An 18,206-nucleotide genomic window follows, 5' to 3' on the forward strand; every position below is an offset into this window, starting at 1 on the left:
CGTCGGCATGCGCGCCCGAAGCCCGAGTGAGAGAGTGAGTCCGCGGTGTACGCGATCGTCCGCAGCGGCGGTAACCAGAGAAAGGTCTCCGTCGGAGACGTCATCGACGTCGATCGGCTCGACAAGGCCGAGGTCGGCGCCACCGTCACGCTGCCGGCGGTCCTGCTCGTCGACGGCGAGACCGTGACCACCGACGCCACGAAGCTGGCCGGTGTGTCGGTCACGGCCGAGATCGTCGGTGCCACCAAGGGACCGAAGATCCACATCCTCCGGTACAAGAACAAGACCGGGTACCGGCGGCGCCAGGGGCACCGCCAGAAGTACACCCAGGTCAAGGTCACCGGCATCGAGACGAAGTAGGCAGGTACCTCGAGATGGCTCACAAGAAGGGCGCCTCGTCCAGCAAGAACGGGCGCGACTCCAACGCTCAGCGGCTCGGTGTGAAGCGCTTCGGCGGCCAGCTGGTCAACGCGGGCGAGATCATCGTCCGCCAGCGCGGCACCCACTTCCACCCGGGCGACAACGTCGGCCGCGGCAAGGACGACACCCTGTTCGCCACCTCCCCCGGCGCCGTCGAGTTCGGCGTCAAGCGTGGCCGCAAGGTCGTCAACATCGTCGTGCCGGCGGGGGAGTGACCCCCGCTCCACGCGAGCAACACACCTGATGCATCAGGGCGGGCCGGTCACCTGACCGGCCCGCTCTTTTCTGTTCTGAGGACAAAGAGACATGGCCATTCCGTCGTTCGTGGACCGCGTCGTCCTGCACCTGGCTGCGGGTGACGGCGGGCACGGCTGCGTGTCCGTCCACCGCGAGAAGTTCAAGCCGCTGGGCGGCCCCGACGGCGGCAACGGCGGCCGTGGCGGCGACATCGTGCTCGTCGTCGACCCGAACACCACCACGCTGCTCGAATACCACCGTTCGCCGCACCGCAAGGCGACCAGCGGCAGCCAGGGCGAGGGCAGCAACCGGGCCGGCGGCAACGGCCACGACATCGAGCTGAAGGTCCCCGACGGCACCGTCGTCAGCACCCGCGGCGGCGAGGTGCTGGTCGACCTCGTCGGCGCCGGCACCCGCTACGTCGCCGCGCAGGGCGGCAGCGGCGGGCTGGGCAACGCCGCGCTGGCCAGCAAGCGGCGCAAGGCGCCCGGCTTCGCGCTGCTCGGCGAGCCGGGCGAGGCCCGCGACGTCGTGCTCGAGCTGAAGAGCGTCGCCGACATCGGGCTCGTCGGCTTCCCGAGCGCCGGGAAGTCCAGCCTCATCGCCGCCATCTCCGCGGCGCGGCCGAAGATCGCCGACTACCCGTTCACGACCCTGGTGCCGAACCTCGGCGTCGTCGAGGCCGGCGACGTCCGCTACACCGTCGCCGACGTCCCCGGGCTGATCGAGGGCGCCAGCGAGGGCCGCGGCCTGGGCCACGCGTTCCTCCGTCACGTCGAGCGGTGCAAGGCGCTGCTGCATGTCGTCGACCTCGCGACCATGGAGCCCGGCCGCGACCCGCTCACCGACATCGACCTCATCGAGGCCGAGCTGCAGAAGTACGGCGGCCTCGACAAGCGCCCGCGCATGGTGGCGCTGAACAAGATCGACGTACCCGAGGCGCGCGAGCTGGCCGAGCTGGTCCGCGCCGACGTCGAAGAGCGCGGCTGGGAGGTGTTCCCGGTCTCCGCCGCCACCCACGAAGGGCTGCGCGAGCTGACGTACGCCATGGGTTCGCTGGTGGCCGCCGCCCGGGCCGCCGCGCCCGTGGCCGAGCCGACCCGCCTGGTGCTGCGTCCGGCCGCCATCGACGACTCCGGGTTCACGGTCACCGACGAGGGTGAGCGCTACCGCATCCGCGGCGTGAAGCCGGAGCGGTGGATCCGGCAGACCGACTTCACCAACGACGAAGCCGTCGGCTACCTCGCCGACCGGCTGGCCCGGCTCGGCGTCGAGGACGCGCTCATCGCGGCCGGCGCGCGGGCCGGCGACGAGGTCGTCATCGGCGGCGAGGACGCGGTCGTGTTCGACTGGGAGCCCAGCGTCAGCGCCGGTGGCGAGCACCTCGGCCCCCGCGGGACTGACTCCCGGCTGTCATGACCGGCCACGTCGCCGCCCGCGGGGCCGTCGCGGCCGCGCAGCGCGTGGTCGTGAAGGTCGGGTCGTCGTCGCTGACCACGACGCAGGGCGGCATCGACGACAGCCGGGTCGCCACGGTGGTCGACGCGCTGGCGAAGGCGCGCGCGTCGGCCCGCGAGGTCGTGCTGGTGTCGTCCGGCGCCATCGCGGCCGGGCTGGCGCCGCTGGGCCTGGCCACCCGTCCGCGTGACCTCGCCCGGCAGCAGGCCGCCGCCAGCGTCGGGCAGGGCCTGCTGATGGCCACCTACACGTCCGCGTTCGCCGGCCACGGCCTCCAGGTGGGTCAGGTGCTGCTGACGGTCGACGACGTCACCCGCCGCGCGCACTACCGCAACGCCTACCGGACGCTGCACCAGCTGTTGCAGCTCGGCGTCGTCCCGGTCGTGAACGAGAACGACACCGTCGCCACCCACGAGATCCGCTTCGGCGACAACGACCGGCTGGCCGCGCTGGTGGCGCAGCTGGTCCACGCCGACCTGCTGATCCTGCTCTCCGACGTCGACGGCCTGTACGACGGCAACCCGCACAAGCCGGGCGCCACCCGGCTCACCGACGTGCACAGCCTGAGCGACCTCGACGGCATCGACGTCGGCTCGGCCGGCCGGTCCGGGCTGGGCAGCGGCGGCATGGTGACGAAGGTCGAGGCGGCCTCCATCGCCACCGGTTCCGGCATCGACGTCGTGCTGGCGTCCGCGCCCGAGGTGTCGGCGGTGCTGGCCGGCGACGTCGCCGGCACCTGGTTCCATCGCCGGGCCGGCCGCCGCGCCACGCGGCTGCTGTGGCTGGAGCACGCCACCGACGGCCGCGGGTCGCTCACGATCGACGCGGGCGCCGTGCGGGCACTCGTCGAGCGAGGAGCGTCCCTGCTGCCGGCCGGCATCACCGCCGTCGCCGGCACGTTCACCGCCGGCGACCCGGTCGACCTGCTGGACGAGTCCGGCCGTGCGGTCGCCCGCGGCGTCGTCAACTACGACGCGGCGGAGCTGCCGGCGCTGCTCGGCCACTCCACCAAGGAACTGGCCCGTGACCTCGGCCCCGAGTACGAGCGTGAGGTCGTCCACCGCGACGACCTCGTGCTGCTCGGCCGGCCGCGCCGCTGATGGCGACGCCCTCACTCCATGATCATCCAAGTTTCGGGGTGCTATCACGCCCAGTTTCTTTGATGATCATGGAAGCCGGCTGGCGGCACTTAGAATGGGCCACGTGACCTCCACCGTTGCCGACCTCGGCCGGGCCGCTCGCACGGCCGCCGCCGACCTCGCCATCCGCACCCGTGCCGAGAAGGACGCCGCCCTGAACGCCATGGCCGGCGCGCTTGAGGCGAACGCGGCGGCGATCATCGAGCGCAACGCCGCCGACGTCGAGCGGGCCCGCGAGCACGGCACCGCCGACGCCATGATCGACCGGCTCCGGCTCGACGAGTCGCGCATCGCCGGCATGGCGGACGGGCTGCGGCAGGTCGCCGGGCTGCCCGACCCGGTCGGCGAAGTCGTCCGCGGCTACACGCTGCCCAACGGCCTGCAGGTCACCCAGCGCCGGGTGCCGCTGGGCGTCGTCGGCATCATCTACGAGGCCCGCCCCAACGTCACCGCCGACGCCGCCGGGCTGGCGCTGAAGAGCGGCAACGCCGTCCTGCTCAAGGGTTCCTCCAGCGCGGCCGCGTCCAACGAGGCCATCATCGGCGTCCTGGCCGCGGCGGCCGAGAGCGCCGGGCTGCCGGGCGCCGCCGTCCAGCTGGTCCCGGGCGGCCGCGACCAGGCGAAGGAGCTCATGCGGGCGCGCGGCCTGGTCGACGTCCTCATCCCGCGCGGCGGCGCCGGGCTGATCCGCAGCGTGGTCGAGGAGTCCACCGTCCCCGTCATCGAGACCGGGGTCGGCAACTGCCACGTGTACGTCGACGCCGACGCCGACCTCGCCATGGCGCTGCAGATCCTGCTCAACGCGAAGACGCAGCGGCCCAGCGTGTGCAACGCCGCCGAGACGCTGCTCGTGCACGCCGGCGTCGCCGCCGAGTTCCTGCCGTCCGCGCTGGCCGCGCTGCGCGACGCCGGGGTCACCGTCCACGGCGACCACCGGGTCCAGGGCTACGACGACGCCGTCGTGCCGGCCACCGACGACGACTGGGCCGCCGAGTACCTCTCACTCGACCTCGCCGCCGCCGTCGTCGACACCCTCGACGACGCCGTCGCGCACGTCCGGCGCTGGGGGAGCGGGCACACCGAGGCCATCGTGACGCGGTCGCTGGCGGCGTCGCGGCGGTTCGCGGCCACCACCGACTCCGCCGCCGTCATGGTCAACGCCTCCACCCGGTTCACCGACGGCGAGCAGCTGGGCTTCGGCGCCGAGATCGGCATCTCGACGCAGAAACTGCACGCCAGGGGCCCGATGGGGCTGCCGGAGCTGACCACCACGACGTACGTCGTCACCGGTGACGGACACGTGCGGGGCTGACGGTAGGCTTCTGCACCATGGACACTGTCGTGCTGCTGGCCGAGGAGGCGCACTCCTCGTCGTCGGAGGGGTTCCCCGCGTGGGCCTGGGGCCTCTCCGCGTTCGGCATTCTGCTCCTGCTGCTGTACATCGTGCTGAGCTTCGGCCGGAGCCGTCCGCACGCCTGAACAGGCTGCGCGCACTACGGTGTCATCGGTGAGCAACCCGAAGCGGCTCGGCGTCATGGGTGGGACGTTCGACCCCATCCATCACGGCCACCTGGTGGCGGCCAGCGAGGTGCAGCATTGGTTCCACCTCGACGAGGTGGTGTTCGTGCCCACCGGGCAGCCGTGGCAGAAGACCGAGCGCGTCGTCACGCCGGCCGAGGACCGTTACCTGATGACGGTCATCGCCACCGCGTCGAATCCGGTGTTCTCGGTCAGCCGGGTCGACATCGACCGCGCCGGTCCCACGTACACCGTCGACACCCTCCGCGACCTGCGCGCGCACTACGGCGACGACACCGAACTGTTCTTCATCACCGGCGCCGACGCGCTCGGGCAGATCCTGTCCTGGCGCGACCACGACGAGCTGTTCGACCTCGCGCACTTCGTCGGCTGCACCCGGCCGGGGCACGACCTCTCAGCCGTCGGGCTGCCCGAGGGCAAGGTCACGCTGGTCGAGGTGCCGGCGCTGGCGATCTCGTCCAGCGAGTGCCGGCAGCGGGTCGCCGGCGACGAGCCGATCTGGTACCTGGTGCCCGACGGCATCGTTCAGTACATCAACAAGCGCGGCCTCTACGTCGAGGCATGAGACTCTGGACCGGTCGACCCCTCCGGTCCCACACAGAAAGGAACGCCGCTTGACCGCAACCGATCGCGCCGTCCAGTTGGCGGTTGCCGCCGCGGAGGCCGCGTCCGACAAGCTGGCTGACGACATCGTCGCGTTCGACGTGTCCGAGCGCATGGCCATCACCGACGTCTTCCTGGTGTGCTCCGCCTCCAACGACCGCCAGGTGCGCTCCGTCGTCGACGCCGTCGAGGAGCGGCTGCGCGACCTCGGCGCCCGCCCCGTCAGCCGCGAGGGCGAGCGTGAGGGCCGCTGGGTGCTGCTCGACTACGTCGAGATCGTCGTCCACGTGCAGCACGCCGAGGAGCGGGTGTTCTACGCCCTCGAACGGCTGTGGAAGGACTGCCCGACCATCGAGCTTCCGGCCGAGGTGAACGCCGGACGGGGCCCGCGCTCCGGCGACGAGGGGTGAGCCGCCGGATCGTCCTCTGGCGGCATGGACGGACGGAGTGGAACGCCGCCGGGCGGTTCCAGGGCCAGACCGACGTCGCACTCGACGACCTCGGCCGCGAGCAGGCGCGCGAGGCCGCGGCCCGGCTGGCCGCGCTCGCGCCGGACCTGCTGGTGTCGTCGGACTTGGAGCGCGCCCAGGACACCACGGCCGCGCTGGCCACCCTCGTCGGCCTGGACGTCGACCTGGACCAGCGGCTGCGCGAGACGTTCGCCGGCGACTGGCAGGGCTGCACGTCCGCCGAGATCGCCGCCCGCTGGCCCGACCAGTACAAGGCCTGGCGCGGCGGCGACCCGCTGCTGCGCGTCGGCGGCGGCGAGACCCGTCAGGAGGTGGCCGAGCGGATGTTCGCGGCCGTCACCGACGCCGCCGCCCGGCTGCCGGAGAACGGCCTCGCCGTCCTCACCTCCCACGGCGGTGCCGCCCGGCTGGGCATCGCCGCGCTCATCGGCATGCCGCTGCACCGCTTCACCAACGTCGGCGGGCTGTCGAACTGCTCGTGGTCCATGCTGAGGGAGGGCGAGGACGGCTGGATCCTGGTCGAGCACAACGCCGGCACCCTCCCCACTCCGGTGGTGATCGAAGAGGGGTGACCTGGTACTCTCTCCGAGGTCGATCGGCTGCTCCACGGGGCCGATCGCCGCGGGTGGGTCGGATTATGAGGTTCACCTCGCCGTCGGCTAAGCTTACGAAGCCGTTCGGCACGGGGCTGTGGCGCAGCTGGTAGCGCACCTCCATGGCATGGAGGGGGTCAGGGGTTCGAGTCCCCTCAGCTCCACCCAAACCGCTGGTCAGCGGCCAGGTCGGGTCCTTGCGAGGGACGACATGGCCGCTCACCTTTTCGCCGCACGCTGTCGACCCCGTCAATGTCTCCACGCTCGCCGTCACAACCGACGTCCTGCGCGCGGTCTCCTGACCCAGCTGTCAGGGCGACGGGCCGGGACGCGCCGTGAGGGTTGCCGCGTTCGCCGTGGATTGCCGCGTTGGCCGTCCCCCTGCTGCGGCCAAGTGCGGGCAGTTATCAGGGGACGGGGGAGTGTGGGCACAGGCCAGGCCGACCTCCGCGACTCCCAGCTGCGGGTGCTCGCCGACGAGCTGGTGCAGGCCCGCGTCTCGGCGTCCTGGGTGTGATGCGCGTTCTGGGTCTGAGGCGCGTTCTCGGGCCGGATTCGGCCGTTTCGCGCGCTTCAGACCCAGGACGTGCTGGTCTGCCGTCGCGTCCTGGTCTCACGTCACGCCTACGACCCCATTCCGGCCGATACGCGTGACAGAAGACCAGGACGTCACACCAGACCAGGACGCGTGCGGCGGGGGCGCCGACGTGCCGGCTTCGATAGCGAGACTCGCGCTCCGGGCACGGTCCGTGCCGGGGTCGTCGGGCATGACGTGGAACCCTGAGCATCTGATGTCCACGAGCGCGTCAGCCTACATTGGCGCGTACGACCGGGATGACATCGTCGGCCAGCCTACGGGCTTGGTCGGCGTGGTCGGGACCGTTGAGGGCAAAGCTCAGCGTGGTGAAGCCGAGCTCGACGAAGCCGGTGAGCCGCTTGGCGACCTCCGCAGCGGAGCCGGCGACCACGCCTGGCTCCGTGCTGGCGGGCTCACCGAGGCGGACCTCCAGGTGATACGCACACGTGACGGCGTCCGGGTCGCGGCCCGCCTCCTCGGCCGCCCGGCGGACGCGCGCCCGCATCACCGCGGCCCGCTCGGGTGGGGCGAACCCGTGCGACGGGATCCAGCCGTCGGCCAGCCGCCCGGTGACGGCCAGCGCCTGGTCGCCGAACGTGCCGAGCCAGATCGGGATGGCCGGCTCCGGCCGGGGCGCGATGTTCGCCTGCTCGGTGTGGTGGAGCCGCCCTTCGTAGCTGAAGTCCGGTTCCGACCACAGGCCGCGGATGATGTCGATGGCCTCGGCCAGTCCGCGGACCTTCTCCCCCGGTGTCGGTACCCGGAGACCGAACGCGCGGAACTCGTCGTCGGAGTACCCGCCGCCCAGGCCGAGGATCAGCCGGCCGCCGGAGAGCCGGTGGAACGTCTCGGCCATCTTCGCCACCAGCGCGGGCGGCCGGTAGGGCACGCCGAGCACGCGGGTGGCGATCCGGATGCGCGAGGTCGCCGCGGCGATCCAGGACAGCATCGTCCAGGCCTCGAAGTTCGGCGCCGTCCCGCACGGATGGTCGGAGACCGAGACGAAGTCGAAGCCGAGTCGTTCGGCCAGGACGCCGTCACGGACGGGGTCTGTGCCCGGCTGGGCCGAGGGCGATACGGCGAGCCCGAACTGCAGTTCCATCATGACCTTTCCGGTGTGATCGGTGCCGGACGGTGTCCGGTCACTGTGAGGCGGGGGAGGAGGACGTGGATGATCGGGCCGATGCTGACGGCGTACAGGACGGTCCCGACCCCGACGGTGCCGCCGAGCAGCCAGCCCGCGGCCAGCACCGCGACCTCGATCGACGTCCGCACGACCCGGATCGAATGGCCGCGCTCGGCCAGCCCGGTCATCAGGCCGTCCCGCGGCCCGGGGCCGAGCCCGGCGCCGACGTACAACGCCGTCGCCAGCCCGTTGCCGACGATGCCGACGGCCAGGAAGGCCGCTCGGGCGGCGAGGTGCGCGGGCTCTGGCAGCAGCGCCACCGCGGCGTCCGCGGTCAATCCGACCACGACGACGTTGCTGACCGTTCCGATGCCCGGCCGCACGCGCAGCGGGATCCACAGCAGCAACACGACGACGCTCACGCCGATGACGATCCAGCCGAAGCGCAGCCCGGACCGTTCGGCCAGACCCTGGTGGAAGACGTCCCACGGGCTCAGGCCCAGGCCGGCCTCGAGCATGAGCGCGATGCTGACGCCGAACAGCACCAGACCGAGGTAGAGATTGACCATCCGCGTACGCACGACTTCAGGATGACGCGTCACATGGTGTAGCGGTAGTTCATATTTCTCCGTCTGGTCGTAAGCTGAGCTTATGCTCGATCTCCGTAGGCTCCGGCTGCTGCGAGAGCTGGCCTATCGCGACACGATCGCGGCGGTGGCCCAGGCGCTCTCGTACACGCCGTCAGCCGTGTCGCAGCAGCTGGCCATCCTCGAGCGTGAGGCCGGCGTGCCGCTGCTGGAACGGTCCGGCCGGCGCGTGCGGCTGACCCCGATCGCGCTGCGGCTGGTGACGCACACCGAGGCGATCCTGGACCAGCTCGAACGCGCCGAGTCCTCGATCGCCGCGGCGAAGACGCAGCTGACCGACGTGCTGCGGATCGGCGCGTTCCCGTCCGCCGCCCGGGCGATCCTGCCGCCGGCGCTGGCGGCGCTCGGCCACGACCATCCCGGCCTGGAGTTCACCGTCGTCGAAGCCGATCCGGTCGTCGCCGCCGAGCTGACCCGGACCGGCGAGCTGGACGTCGCTCTGACGCACGACTACGACCACGTGCCGCGGCCGGACCATCCCGCGCTGACCTCGACGGTCGTGCTGACCGAGCCGCTGTTCCTCGCCGCGACCCGGCCGCCCGACCCGTCCGGAAACCCGGTCGCGTCCTTCCGCGGTGCCGCCTGGGTCCTGGGCAGCCCGGGCACGCTGTGCCGGCTCGCCGTCGAGCGGATCTGTCAGGCGGCCGGGTTCACGCCCCGGGTGCGACACCGGATCGACGACTTTCCCACTGCGCTCGCGCTGGTCGCCGCCGGCCAAGGTGTCGCCGTCGTGCCCAGGCTGGCCACCGTCGACCCGCCGGCCGGCCTGACGTTCACCGAATTGCCCGAGCAGCGCCGGGTCGAGCTCACGCATCGCCGCGGCGGCGAACAGCGTCCGGCGTTGGCCGCTTTGCGCGCTGCGGTCACCAGGGCCGTTGCGGATCTCGCCGTCCGGGAACGCGAGTCCGAGCTGTAGTTCCCCGTGACGTAGCGGCCCAGGAGGCGAGGAGCTTGAGGGCGTCCGCGGTGGGGCTGCCGGCCGGTGCGGTGTAGATGTTGAGCTGCAGGCCCGGCGCGGAGGAGAGCTCCATCGACTCGAAGTCGAGGTCGAGCTGACCGACGGCCGGGTGGCGGAGCCGCTTCCGGCCGCTGCGGTGGAACTGCACGTCGTGGGAGGCCCAGCGCTCGCGGAACAGTTCCGATCGGGTCGACAGCTCGCCGACCAGCTCGATGAGCGCCTTGTCGTGCGGGTTGCGGCCTGCTTCGAGGCGGAGCATCGCGGCGGCGTCGTTGGCGATGCGCTCGTAGTCGACGAAGAACTCCCGGGCCTCGGGGCTCAGGTAGACGAAGCGGGTGGTGTTGGCCGGCCGCCGGGGATCGGCGAGCACGGGGGAGTAGAGGGCCCGGGCGAGCTGGTTCATCGCCAGGATGTCGTGCCGGCCGTTGCGGACCCATGCGGCGCCGTCCGTCATCGCGTCCAGCATCTGCTGGATCACCGCAGGGACGCTGGTAGGGGCGGTCCGCTTCCGGCGAGTGCTCCGCGCGCCGCTCTCGCGGGCGAGCGCGAACAGGTGCGTCCGCTCGGCCTCGTCGAGACGCAGCGCCGCGGCGAGGGCATCGAGGACGCTCTCGGAGGCGCCGGCCAGGCTCCCGCGCTCCATGCGGACGTAGTAGTCGACGGAGACACCGGCGAGCATCGCCACCTCCTCGCGGCGCAGCCCCTTCACCCGGCGGTTGCCGCCGTAGGCGGGCAGGCCGGCCTCCTCGGGGGTGATGCGCGCCCGCCGGGTGCTGAGGAACTCGCGGATCTCGGTCCGCAGGTCGATGGTGGCCATGTCTCCACGGTAGGTGGCGTCGTGAGCCGAAGGGAGGTACTGGCGGTACCGGGCACGACAGGCTCTCCCCGGCCGCACGCGAGCGACGTTGACTGGGTGCCATGCGAGCCACCTACCTGTACGGCGCGGGCGATGTCCGCGTGATCGACATCCCGGAACCGGCCATTCAGCAACCGGCCGATGCCCTCGTGCGTGTGGTCCGAGCGTGCGTGTGCGGCAGCGACCTGCACCCCTACCACTCGACGCCGGTCGGCGAGAGCGGCGCGTCGATGGGTCACGAGTTCATCGGCCTCGTCGAGGCGGTCGGTCCCGAGGTCACCACCCTGAGCGCCGGCGACTTCGTCATCGCCCCGTTCGCCGTCTCGTGCGGCCACTGCGAGTTCTGCCGGGCCGGGTTGCAGACCTCGTGCGTCAACGGCGGCTTCTGGAACGACGCGCGGCTGGGCACGGGCGGCGGGCAGGCCGAGGCCGTCCGCGTCCCGCTCGCCGACGGCACCCTCGTGAAGGTCCCCGGCATCGACGCAGGCACCGACGACGCCCGGCTGGCGAACCTGCTGACCCTCTCCGACGTGTACGGCACCGGCTGGCACGCTGCCGTCCGCGGCGGCGTCACGGCGGGCAGCACCGTCACGGTGATCGGCGACGGCGCCGTCGGCCTGCTGGCGGTCCTGTCGGCCGCACAGCTGGGAGCCGAGCGGATCGTGCTGATGGGCCGGCACCAGGTGCGAACCGACCTCGGTCGCGAGTTCGGCGCCACCGACGTCGTCGCCGAGCGTGGCGAGGAAGGCATCGCGAAGGTCCGCGACCTCACCGACGGTGGCAGCCCGATCGTGCTCGAGGCCGTCGGCCACCTGCCGGCCTACGAGCAGGCCGTCGGGATCGTCCGTCCCGGCGGCGTCATCAGCCGCGTCGGTGTCCCGCAGTACGAGGACGCGCCGGTCGGGTTCGGCAGCCTCTTCGGCCGCAACGTCACGCTGACCGGTGGCCCCGCTCCCGTCCGCGCGTACATCGAGCGGCTGCTGCCCGCGGTCCTGGACGGCACCGTGAACCCGGGCAGGGTCTTCGACCGAACTGTCGCCCTCGACGACGTCGCGAAGGCCTACGCTGCGATGGACGACCGCACCGCACTCAAGGTGGTGATCAAGCCGTGACCAGCATTCCTGTTCTCGTGCTGAACAACGGTGTCGAGGTGCCGGCCCTGGGCTTCGGCGTGTTCCAGACGCCGCCGGAGCAGACCGTGGCGGCCGTCGAGGCGGCGTTGGCCGTCGGGTACCGGCACATCGACACGGCCGCGGCCTACCTGAACGAGCGTGAGGTCGGCGAGGCGATCCGCCGCTCCGGCCTGCCACGTGACGAAGTGTTCGTCGAGACCAAGGTCTGGATCAGCGACTACGGCTACGACGAGACCCTGCACGCGTTCGACAAGAGCGCCGGGAAGCTCGGTATCGACCGGATCGACCTGCTGATCCTGCACCAGGCCCTGCCCGCCGAGTTCGACCTCACGATCGCGGCCTACCGTGCGCTGGAGACGCTGCTGGCCGACGGGAAGGTCCGGGCGATCGGGGTCAGCAACTTCATGCCCGATCACCTCGACCGGTTGATGGCGGCGACGTCGGTCGTGCCGGCGGTCAACCAGATCGAGGTGCATCCCTACTTCCGCCAGCCGGAGCTGCTCGCCGTCGACGACGAGCACGGCATCCTGTCGCAGGCGTGGTCGCCGATCGGCGGGATCACGTTCTACCGCGACGGTGCTCACGGCAGCACGCTCGAGGATCCGGTGATCAACGAGATCGCGACGGCGCATGGGAGATCGCCGGCTCAGGTGATGCTGCGCTGGCACCTGCAACAGGGCCGCCAGCCGATCCCGAAGTCGGTCACCCCCTCGCGGATCGCGGAGAACTTCGACGTCTTCGACTTCGAACTCACCGCCGGCCAGCTGGCCGCGATCGATGCGCTGGACACCGGCGTCCGCGGCGGTCCCGAGCCGGAGCAGATCACCCTCGATGCCTTCGGCCGCCCGATTCCCGAGGCCTGAGCTGGCAGGTCAACCATCGTCGCGCACGCCGAACGCTCGGATGATCGTCTGCTCGACGGTGCCGTCGGCCGCGTCGGAGGCGCTGACCCGTAGCGACATGGTGGCACCCGATGGCAGGTCGCCCGGTCGCACGACGGCGCGGAACCGGCCCTCGCCCTGGCGGTGAACGGGTACCGAGTCCCAGCTGGCGCCGTCGTCGGCGGACACCCACGCCCGCACCGTCCGCACCGGGCTGGCGGCCGCTCCGACCGTCGGGCGAACGCGCAGGTCGACGGGGAGGAGGCGTTGGGCCGACGCCCGGTTGGTGAGATCGAGCGGGATCGAGTACTCCACTTGCAGCAGCGGCAGGATGTCGACAGGTGTGCTGACCGGCGCGGACGAGGTGAGTTCCCACACCGTGCGGCTGCTGACCGACAGGGGGAACTGCGCGATCGGGCCGATCGTGCGTTCGATCCGGTATCGAGCCGGCGCCGGGTCGACCGGTGCCAGGATGAGTGGCTGCCTGCCGTTGGGACTGTTCGCCAGGAGCTGTCCGTTCCGGTACAAGCGCAGGTCCTGCGCCGACGAGGCGAGGCCCTGTTGTAGCTGCCGGTTCACCGTGTCCAGCAGGTCGCCGACCCGCTCGCTCGGCGGATCGAGTTGGAGCCACTCTCCGCCGGCTTCGACCAGCATGGAGTCGGCGTTGCGCACGGCCAGTCCGGCCGGCCGCAGCGGCGCACCGAACCAGGTCTCGACCTGGTGCTCGTCCGGCCGATAGGTCACGACGGGATCGGTGTACTCGACCTTGTTCGCGTCGGAGTGCCTGATCACGTTCTGCTGCCAGCTGACCTCGGGATCGGGGTCGACGTAGTCCACCCGGTGCAACGGCACCTGCAGTCGGGTGGCGATCGACACTCGCGCGAAGGCTTCGATCGGGATGGGCGCGCGGGCCTCGAAGTACCTGCCGGGATCGGCGTCGCCGAGGGCACGGAACTGCCGGTCGACGCGGGCGAACCGCGCGACTTCACCCGAGGACAAGTGGTAGTCGGCCGGGTTCGGGAAGCGCGGGGACCGGAACACGGCATCGTAGGCGTGCGGGCTGGCCCCGCTGTGCGGAGCATCGGCGGGGATCAGCCGCAGCTGGGTGTACGTGCCGACTGTGCCGATCGTGGCGGTGCCGATCTGACCGATCTGCACCTGGCCGGGCGTGAGCAGGCTCGGGTTGTTGAGCGCCCCCAGCGGGTACGACTGCCACCAGTTGCCCTTGGCGTCCGTTCGCAGGTAGTTGGCGACGACGTTGTCGATCTTGGTGTCGTCCCCGGCCACCGTGGCCTGGATCGGGCTGGCCGAGGTGGCGTCGAGCGTGATCTCGGTGTCCTCGGTCACGTCGATCTGATCGTTGAACACCGAGAAGCTGGTCTCGATGCTGCCGTCATCTCCGCGGCGCAGTACCTGGCCGGCGACGGCATAGTGGCCCGCGACGACCCGCATCGACACGTCCCCGTCGACCGGCATGGAAGCAGGACCGGTTGAACGGGTCGCGTCCTCGACGTTGAACAGGCGAACGAATCCGGACGCGGGCGCGCCATCGTCACGCAGGTGAATGGTGAGCTGGACGTGCGGTGTGTCGCGGACCAGTCCGATCGGCACGCGTAGGCCGATGCCCGATCCGTCCGGTGTGGCAGTCAACGCACCGCTGTACTCGCCGACCGCGAGCCCGCCCGGGTCGACGGTGACCGTGACGCTGCCGGACTCGCCCGGATCGAGGACGAGCTGCGCCGGAGACGCCGTGACCGTGCCGGCAGGGGCCGCCGTACCGCCCGGCCCGGTGATCGCCGCGGCGAGGTTCACCGTGGCGGTGGACACGCCGGTGTTCATCAGGGTCACGTCCTTGGACGACGTGCCGGCCGAACCGGCATCGGAGACGCCGAAATCCAGGTTGTTGGTATCGGTGCTGACCTGCGCCGCGAGCGCGTTGCTGAGGTCGAGCCGACCGCCGCCTTGCTGGTAGACACTCAGTCCGGGCAGCGCCGTCGCGGTGACCTCGAGCATCGCCTTGATCCGCGCGGCACTCCAGTCCGGATGCCGCTCAGCCAGGATCGCCGCGGCGCCGGCCACGTGCGGCGTGGCCATCGACGTTCCCGACAACGTCGTGTAGAGGTCGTCGACCGGCTCACCCAGTGACGTTCCCGCAGCACGTGCAGCGATGATGCCCACGCCAGGGGCGGTGATGTCCGGCTTCATGGCGAGGTCGCCCGCGCGGGGCCCGCGCCCGGAGAACGGGGCCAGGACATCGTTGGCATCGACGGCGGCGACCGTGAGGGCCGCGCCGGCGGCCCCGGGCGCCGTGACCGTGCTCTCGCCCGGACCGTCGTTACCCGCGGCGATGACGAACAACATGCCGCTGCTGGCCGTCAGCGCATCGACTGCCTGGCTCAGCACGTCCGAGCCGTCGGTGAAACCACCGCCGAGGCTCAGGTTGGCGATGCGCGCATCGTGCGCGGCCGCCCACTCCATGCCGGCGATGATCTGCGAGGCGAGGCCGACGCCCTCGTCGTCGAGCACCTTGACGTTCAGCAGGTCGGCGCCGAACGCGACACCCTGGCGGGCTCCATCGGACGCGGCACCCGATCCCGCGACCGTCGCCGCGACGTGCGTCCCGTGCCCGACGCGGTCACCGGCATCGGCCGAACCGGTGAAATCGACCTCGTCGACCACCTTCCCGGCGAGGTCCGGATGACTGGCGTCGATGCCGGTGTCCAACACCGCGACCGTGACGCCGTCGCCGTCGAAACCGGCACCCCATGCCTCCGGCGCGCCGATCTGGGTCAGGTTGGGATCGAGCTCGGTCGCGTGCACCTTGTGGTCGAGCCAGATGCGCGTGACGCCGGCCAACGGACCGCGACCCGGCCGGTCGAGCGCGGAGCCGAGCTCCGCGGCGCGGGCGCGTGGCGCGCGAACCGCCGTCGCTTGCACGCTGGGCAGCGCGCGAACCGGCTGCATGCCCGCCGTGTCGGACCGCTGGATCCGCGCCGCGGTCGAGTGCTGCACGATCAACGGCAAGCTCGAGGCGCGGGCGTCGTCGTAGCCGTCTTCAATCAACCGGGTGACGTTGAACAAGCTGCGATCCAGCATGCCGCCGATCAACGGCGCGACGTCGCTGGGTAGGACGTAGACATCCCCCGCGACCTGCTCGATGTCGAACGTGACCACCTCTCGCCCCGGGTCGTTGGCCGGGATCACCGTGATCGCCGGACGCTCCTCGGTGGACGGGCCGATCAGCACCCGGTCGCCGGTCACCAGCGTCACCGCGGTCTGCTGTCCATCCATGCGCAGCGGCCCCAATGTCGTCGCCTGGCCCGGCGGCGACGATGTCGCGGCCGGGCCGGTCAACACACCGCAGAGCACCGCGAAGCTCGCGATCACCAAGGAGAGGACAAACCAGCGACGACCATGGCCCGGCACACGCATACTCGCGCTCCTCTTGATGTCATCGGGACAGACACATGGCGGCCACGCCTGGATACCAAGTCGGCCGTGGGCGACACTCGGTGGATAGGCTCCTCAAGGAAAACCGGCTGGCCATTGCATGTCTACAGCCACGGCGTCCGCTTGCGGTCAATCGCCCTTTCCGGCCATGTCGACAAGGAACGTGACGGATCGGGGAGCCCATGTTGGAAGCGCTCGGTGTCGACGCGATCAGCGAACGTGTCTACCGGGCGGTGTTGGGTCATCCCGGTTCGTCGATCTCCGCCCTGGCCACGGCAGCAGGCGTCTCGCCGGCCCGTGCCCGGGCCTCGCTCGACCGGTTGCAGTCCGCTCGCCTGGTGCAACGGGCGCCTGGCCGCCCCGCCGGATTCACGGCCATCGCGCCGGACGTCGCCATCACTGCCCTGGTGAACGAGCGTCAGCACACACTGGACAGTGCTCGCATCGCCATCCCCCCGCTGCTCGCGGAATACCGCGCTGCCAGCGCCAGGGCCGATCCCAACGCTCTCATCGAGGTGCAGTCCGGTCCGACCATCGCAACCGAGCGGTTCCGCGAACTCCAGGCCACGGCGACCGAAGAACTACTCGGTTTCGACCGTATGACGGCGGACGAGGGAAGCGGGAGACTAGAGGTCGAAGCCGAGGCGCCCATGCTCGAACGCGGCGTCCGCTGCCGCGCGATCTACGAAACCGCGGCGCTGACGTCGCCAAGCCGCCTCCCGCACATTCGGCAACTGGTGACGATGGGTGAGCAGGCCAGGGTGACGAACACCTTGCCGTTCAAAATGATCATCGCCGACAGAAAGGTGGCGATGTTGCCGCTCGTCGCGGACGGCACACGTACCGACAGCCTGCTCATCGTCTACCCGTCGACCCTGCTGGACGGCCTGATCGATCTCTTCGAGTCGTACTGGCAAAGGGGGACACCCATCCGCGCGCTGGTGGCCCGGTCATCGTCAGTCGGGTCCCTGCCGCAGGAGGATCTGGAGGTGCTCGAGCTCCTTCATACAGGTCTCAAGGACGCGACCATCGCCCGCCAGCTCGGCGTCAGCATGCGCACCGCCCGCCGCCGCATCGCCCGCCTGCTCGACGCACTCGGCGTGGAAACGCGGTTCCAGGCAGGCGCCGAAGCCACCCGCCGCGGGTTGATCTGACCGCTTGACTCCGTACTCGGGTACGGCGTTGATGATGGCGGTATGAGGACGAGTGAACTGGCCGGCCGGGTCGGGGTGAATCCGGAGACGCTGCGCTACTACGAGCGCCGGGGCTTGCTGGACGAGCCGCCCAGGACCCCGGGCGGCTACCGCGACTACCCGGACGCCACCGTGCGGGTGCTGCGGTTCGTCAAGCGGGCCCAGGAACTCGGGTTCGCCCTCGACGAGGTGGAGGAGCTGCTGCACCTGGACGCCGGCGGTCCGGACAGCTGCGACGCCGCGCGGACGTTGGCGGTGGCGCGCAAGGCCGACCTGGCGGCGCGGATCGCGGACCTGCAACGGATGCACGACAGCCTCGCCGCGCTCGTCGGCAGCTGTGACCTGCCGCGCGCTGATCGCACGTGTGCGCTGCTGGATGCGATCGAGCCCGGGCCCACCCGGGAGGCCACCCGATGAGCCCCGAGATCGCCATCAGGTTCGAGGTGCTGCACGTGCCCGATTGCCCGAACCTCGCGCCGATGCTCGACCGGCTGCACGAGGTGACCGCGGCCCCGGTGCGCACCCGGGAGATCACCACCGACGCCGACGCCGCCGCCTTCGGGATGGCTGGATCACCGACCCTGCTGATCAACGGCGTCGATCCGTTCCGCGCACCCGGCGACTGCGGCTGCGCAGTGGCCTGCCGCCTCTACCGCGACCACGAAGGTCGCGTCGTCCCCGCCCCGTCCGTCGGCCAACTCCGCCGCGCCATCGCCACCGCAGTTCGGATCACCGTCACCACCGCCGCCGGCCGGGCCCGGTGGGAACGCGGCCCCGCGGCCGCGCGCGTCAACGCCTACCCGGCAAGGGCGGGCACGAAGAAGGTCACCGCGCAGGCCAGCTGACCCCCTAGCGCCGCTAGGTGTTCTGTCCACGGAGGTTGGGCACGAGGTCTGCTGGTGACATGCCGCCGAGCGCGGTGTGGC

General features: G+C 71.2%; 19 protein-coding genes and 1 tRNA gene. 16 read left to right on the plus strand and 4 right to left on the minus strand.

Translation table 11 applies throughout. The features are described 5' to 3' along the window. Positions 1-45 precede the first annotated feature (45 nt). The 10 genes from rplU to ACW62_RS28375 all read left to right on the plus strand — a co-directional run bounded on the left by rplU (position 46) and on the right by ACW62_RS28375 (position 6,623). Positions 46-360 carry a 50S ribosomal protein L21 gene (gene rplU / locus ACW62_RS28335; RefSeq protein ID WP_053207480.1) on the plus strand — a complete coding sequence of 105 codons (315 nt, stop codon included), beginning with the start codon at positions 46-48 and terminating at the stop codon, positions 358-360. Positions 361-374: 14 nt separating this feature from the next. After that, positions 375-635, plus strand: a complete 261-nt coding sequence (rpmA, locus tag ACW62_RS28340) for a 50S ribosomal protein L27 (protein WP_053207481.1) — start codon at positions 375-377, stop codon at positions 633-635. Positions 636-732: 97 nt separating this feature from the next. Further along, positions 733-2,076 carry a GTPase ObgE gene (obgE, locus tag ACW62_RS28345; RefSeq protein ID WP_053207501.1) on the plus strand — a complete coding sequence of 448 codons (1,344 nt, stop codon included), beginning with the start codon at positions 733-735 and terminating at the stop codon, positions 2,074-2,076. Then, positions 2,073-3,215, plus strand: coding sequence for a glutamate 5-kinase (proB, locus tag ACW62_RS28350; protein WP_053207482.1), 1,143 nt, complete (start codon positions 2,073-2,075; stop codon positions 3,213-3,215). Before obgE ends, proB begins: the two co-directional genes overlap by 4 nt. 103 nt (positions 3,216-3,318) lie before the next feature. Next, positions 3,319-4,566, plus strand: coding sequence for a glutamate-5-semialdehyde dehydrogenase (locus ACW62_RS28355; protein ID WP_240477442.1), 1,248 nt, complete (start codon positions 3,319-3,321; stop codon positions 4,564-4,566). Between the two features lie 17 nt (positions 4,567-4,583). Further along, on the plus strand, positions 4,584-4,733 hold the full coding sequence (locus ACW62_RS34435) for a hypothetical protein (RefSeq protein ID WP_157575043.1): 150 nt from the start codon (positions 4,584-4,586) through the stop codon (positions 4,731-4,733). A 55-nt stretch (positions 4,734-4,788) separates the two neighbouring features. Further along, positions 4,789-5,358: a nicotinate-nucleotide adenylyltransferase gene (gene nadD / locus ACW62_RS28360; protein ID WP_053207502.1), complete on the plus strand. Its 570-nt coding sequence runs from the start codon at positions 4,789-4,791 to the stop codon at positions 5,356-5,358. Between the two features lie 49 nt (positions 5,359-5,407). After that, the gene (rsfS, locus tag ACW62_RS28365) at positions 5,408-5,806 is read left to right on the plus strand and encodes a ribosome silencing factor (protein ID WP_053207484.1); all 399 of its coding nucleotides are present in this window, start codon (positions 5,408-5,410) and stop codon (positions 5,804-5,806) included. Beyond that, a complete protein-coding gene (locus ACW62_RS28370; RefSeq protein WP_053207485.1) occupies positions 5,803-6,438 on the plus strand; it encodes a histidine phosphatase family protein in 636 nt (211 codons plus the stop codon). The genes rsfS and ACW62_RS28370 overlap by 4 nt, the downstream gene beginning before the upstream one ends. Before the next feature lie 112 nt (positions 6,439-6,550). After that, a tRNA-Ala gene (locus ACW62_RS28375) sits at positions 6,551-6,623 on the plus strand. 642 nt (positions 6,624-7,265) lie between these two features. On the opposite strand, the gene ACW62_RS28380 is transcribed toward ACW62_RS28375, so the two are convergent. Continuing rightward, positions 7,266-8,141: an LLM class flavin-dependent oxidoreductase gene (locus ACW62_RS28380; RefSeq protein WP_083460258.1), complete on the minus strand. Its 876-nt coding sequence runs from the start codon at positions 8,139-8,141 to the stop codon at positions 7,266-7,268. Next, a complete protein-coding gene (gene yczE, locus ACW62_RS28385; RefSeq protein ID WP_053207487.1) occupies positions 8,138-8,731 on the minus strand; it encodes a membrane protein YczE in 594 nt (197 codons plus the stop codon). The genes ACW62_RS28380 and yczE overlap by 4 nt, the downstream gene beginning before the upstream one ends. An 82-nt stretch (positions 8,732-8,813) precedes the next feature. On the opposite strand from yczE, the gene ACW62_RS28390 reads away from it, so the two are divergent. Beyond that, complete coding sequence (locus ACW62_RS28390) at positions 8,814-9,725, plus strand: LysR family transcriptional regulator (RefSeq protein ID WP_053207488.1); 912 nt, start codon at positions 8,814-8,816, stop codon at positions 9,723-9,725. Here ACW62_RS28390 and ACW62_RS28395 read toward each other — a convergent pair. Continuing rightward, positions 9,673-10,584, minus strand: coding sequence for an MmyB family transcriptional regulator (locus tag ACW62_RS28395; RefSeq protein ID WP_053207489.1), 912 nt, complete (start codon positions 10,582-10,584; stop codon positions 9,673-9,675). The genes ACW62_RS28390 and ACW62_RS28395 overlap by 53 nt on opposite strands. Positions 10,585-10,685: 101 nt before the next feature. On the opposite strand from ACW62_RS28395, the gene ACW62_RS28400 reads away from it, so the two are divergent. After that, positions 10,686-11,735: an alcohol dehydrogenase catalytic domain-containing protein gene (locus ACW62_RS28400; protein ID WP_053207490.1), complete on the plus strand. Its 1,050-nt coding sequence runs from the start codon at positions 10,686-10,688 to the stop codon at positions 11,733-11,735. Further along, positions 11,732-12,619: an aldo/keto reductase gene (locus ACW62_RS28405; RefSeq protein ID WP_053207491.1), complete on the plus strand. Its 888-nt coding sequence runs from the start codon at positions 11,732-11,734 to the stop codon at positions 12,617-12,619. Before ACW62_RS28400 ends, ACW62_RS28405 begins: the two co-directional genes overlap by 4 nt. Positions 12,620-12,628: 9 nt before the next feature. Here the strand turns inward: ACW62_RS28405 and ACW62_RS28410 are convergent, their stop codons facing one another. After that, complete coding sequence (locus tag ACW62_RS28410; RefSeq protein ID WP_157575044.1) at positions 12,629-16,024, minus strand: S8 family peptidase; 3,396 nt, start codon at positions 16,022-16,024, stop codon at positions 12,629-12,631. Positions 16,025-16,269: 245 nt separating this feature from the next. Here ACW62_RS28410 and ACW62_RS28415 point away from each other — a divergent pair, with 245 nt between their 5' ends. The 3 genes from ACW62_RS28415 to ACW62_RS28425 are packed head-to-tail and all read left to right on the plus strand — an operon-like array spanning position 16,270 to position 18,125. Further along, entirely contained in the window at positions 16,270-17,241 is a 972-nt protein-coding gene (locus ACW62_RS28415; protein ID WP_053207493.1) for a LuxR C-terminal-related transcriptional regulator, read from the plus strand. A gap of 42 nt (positions 17,242-17,283) precedes the next feature. After that, on the plus strand, positions 17,284-17,697 hold the full coding sequence (locus tag ACW62_RS36315) for a MerR family transcriptional regulator (RefSeq protein ID WP_053207494.1): 414 nt from the start codon (positions 17,284-17,286) through the stop codon (positions 17,695-17,697). Then, positions 17,694-18,125 (plus strand): hypothetical protein, encoded by a 432-nt coding sequence (locus ACW62_RS28425; protein ID WP_053207495.1) that lies wholly within the window; start codon positions 17,694-17,696, stop codon positions 18,123-18,125. Before ACW62_RS36315 ends, ACW62_RS28425 begins: the two co-directional genes overlap by 4 nt. Positions 18,126-18,206 lie beyond the last annotated feature (81 nt).

Source organism: Jiangella muralis, assembly GCF_001270745.1.
In the GTDB taxonomy this organism is placed as follows: Bacteria; Actinomycetota; Actinomycetes; order Jiangellales; family Jiangellaceae; genus Jiangella; species Jiangella muralis.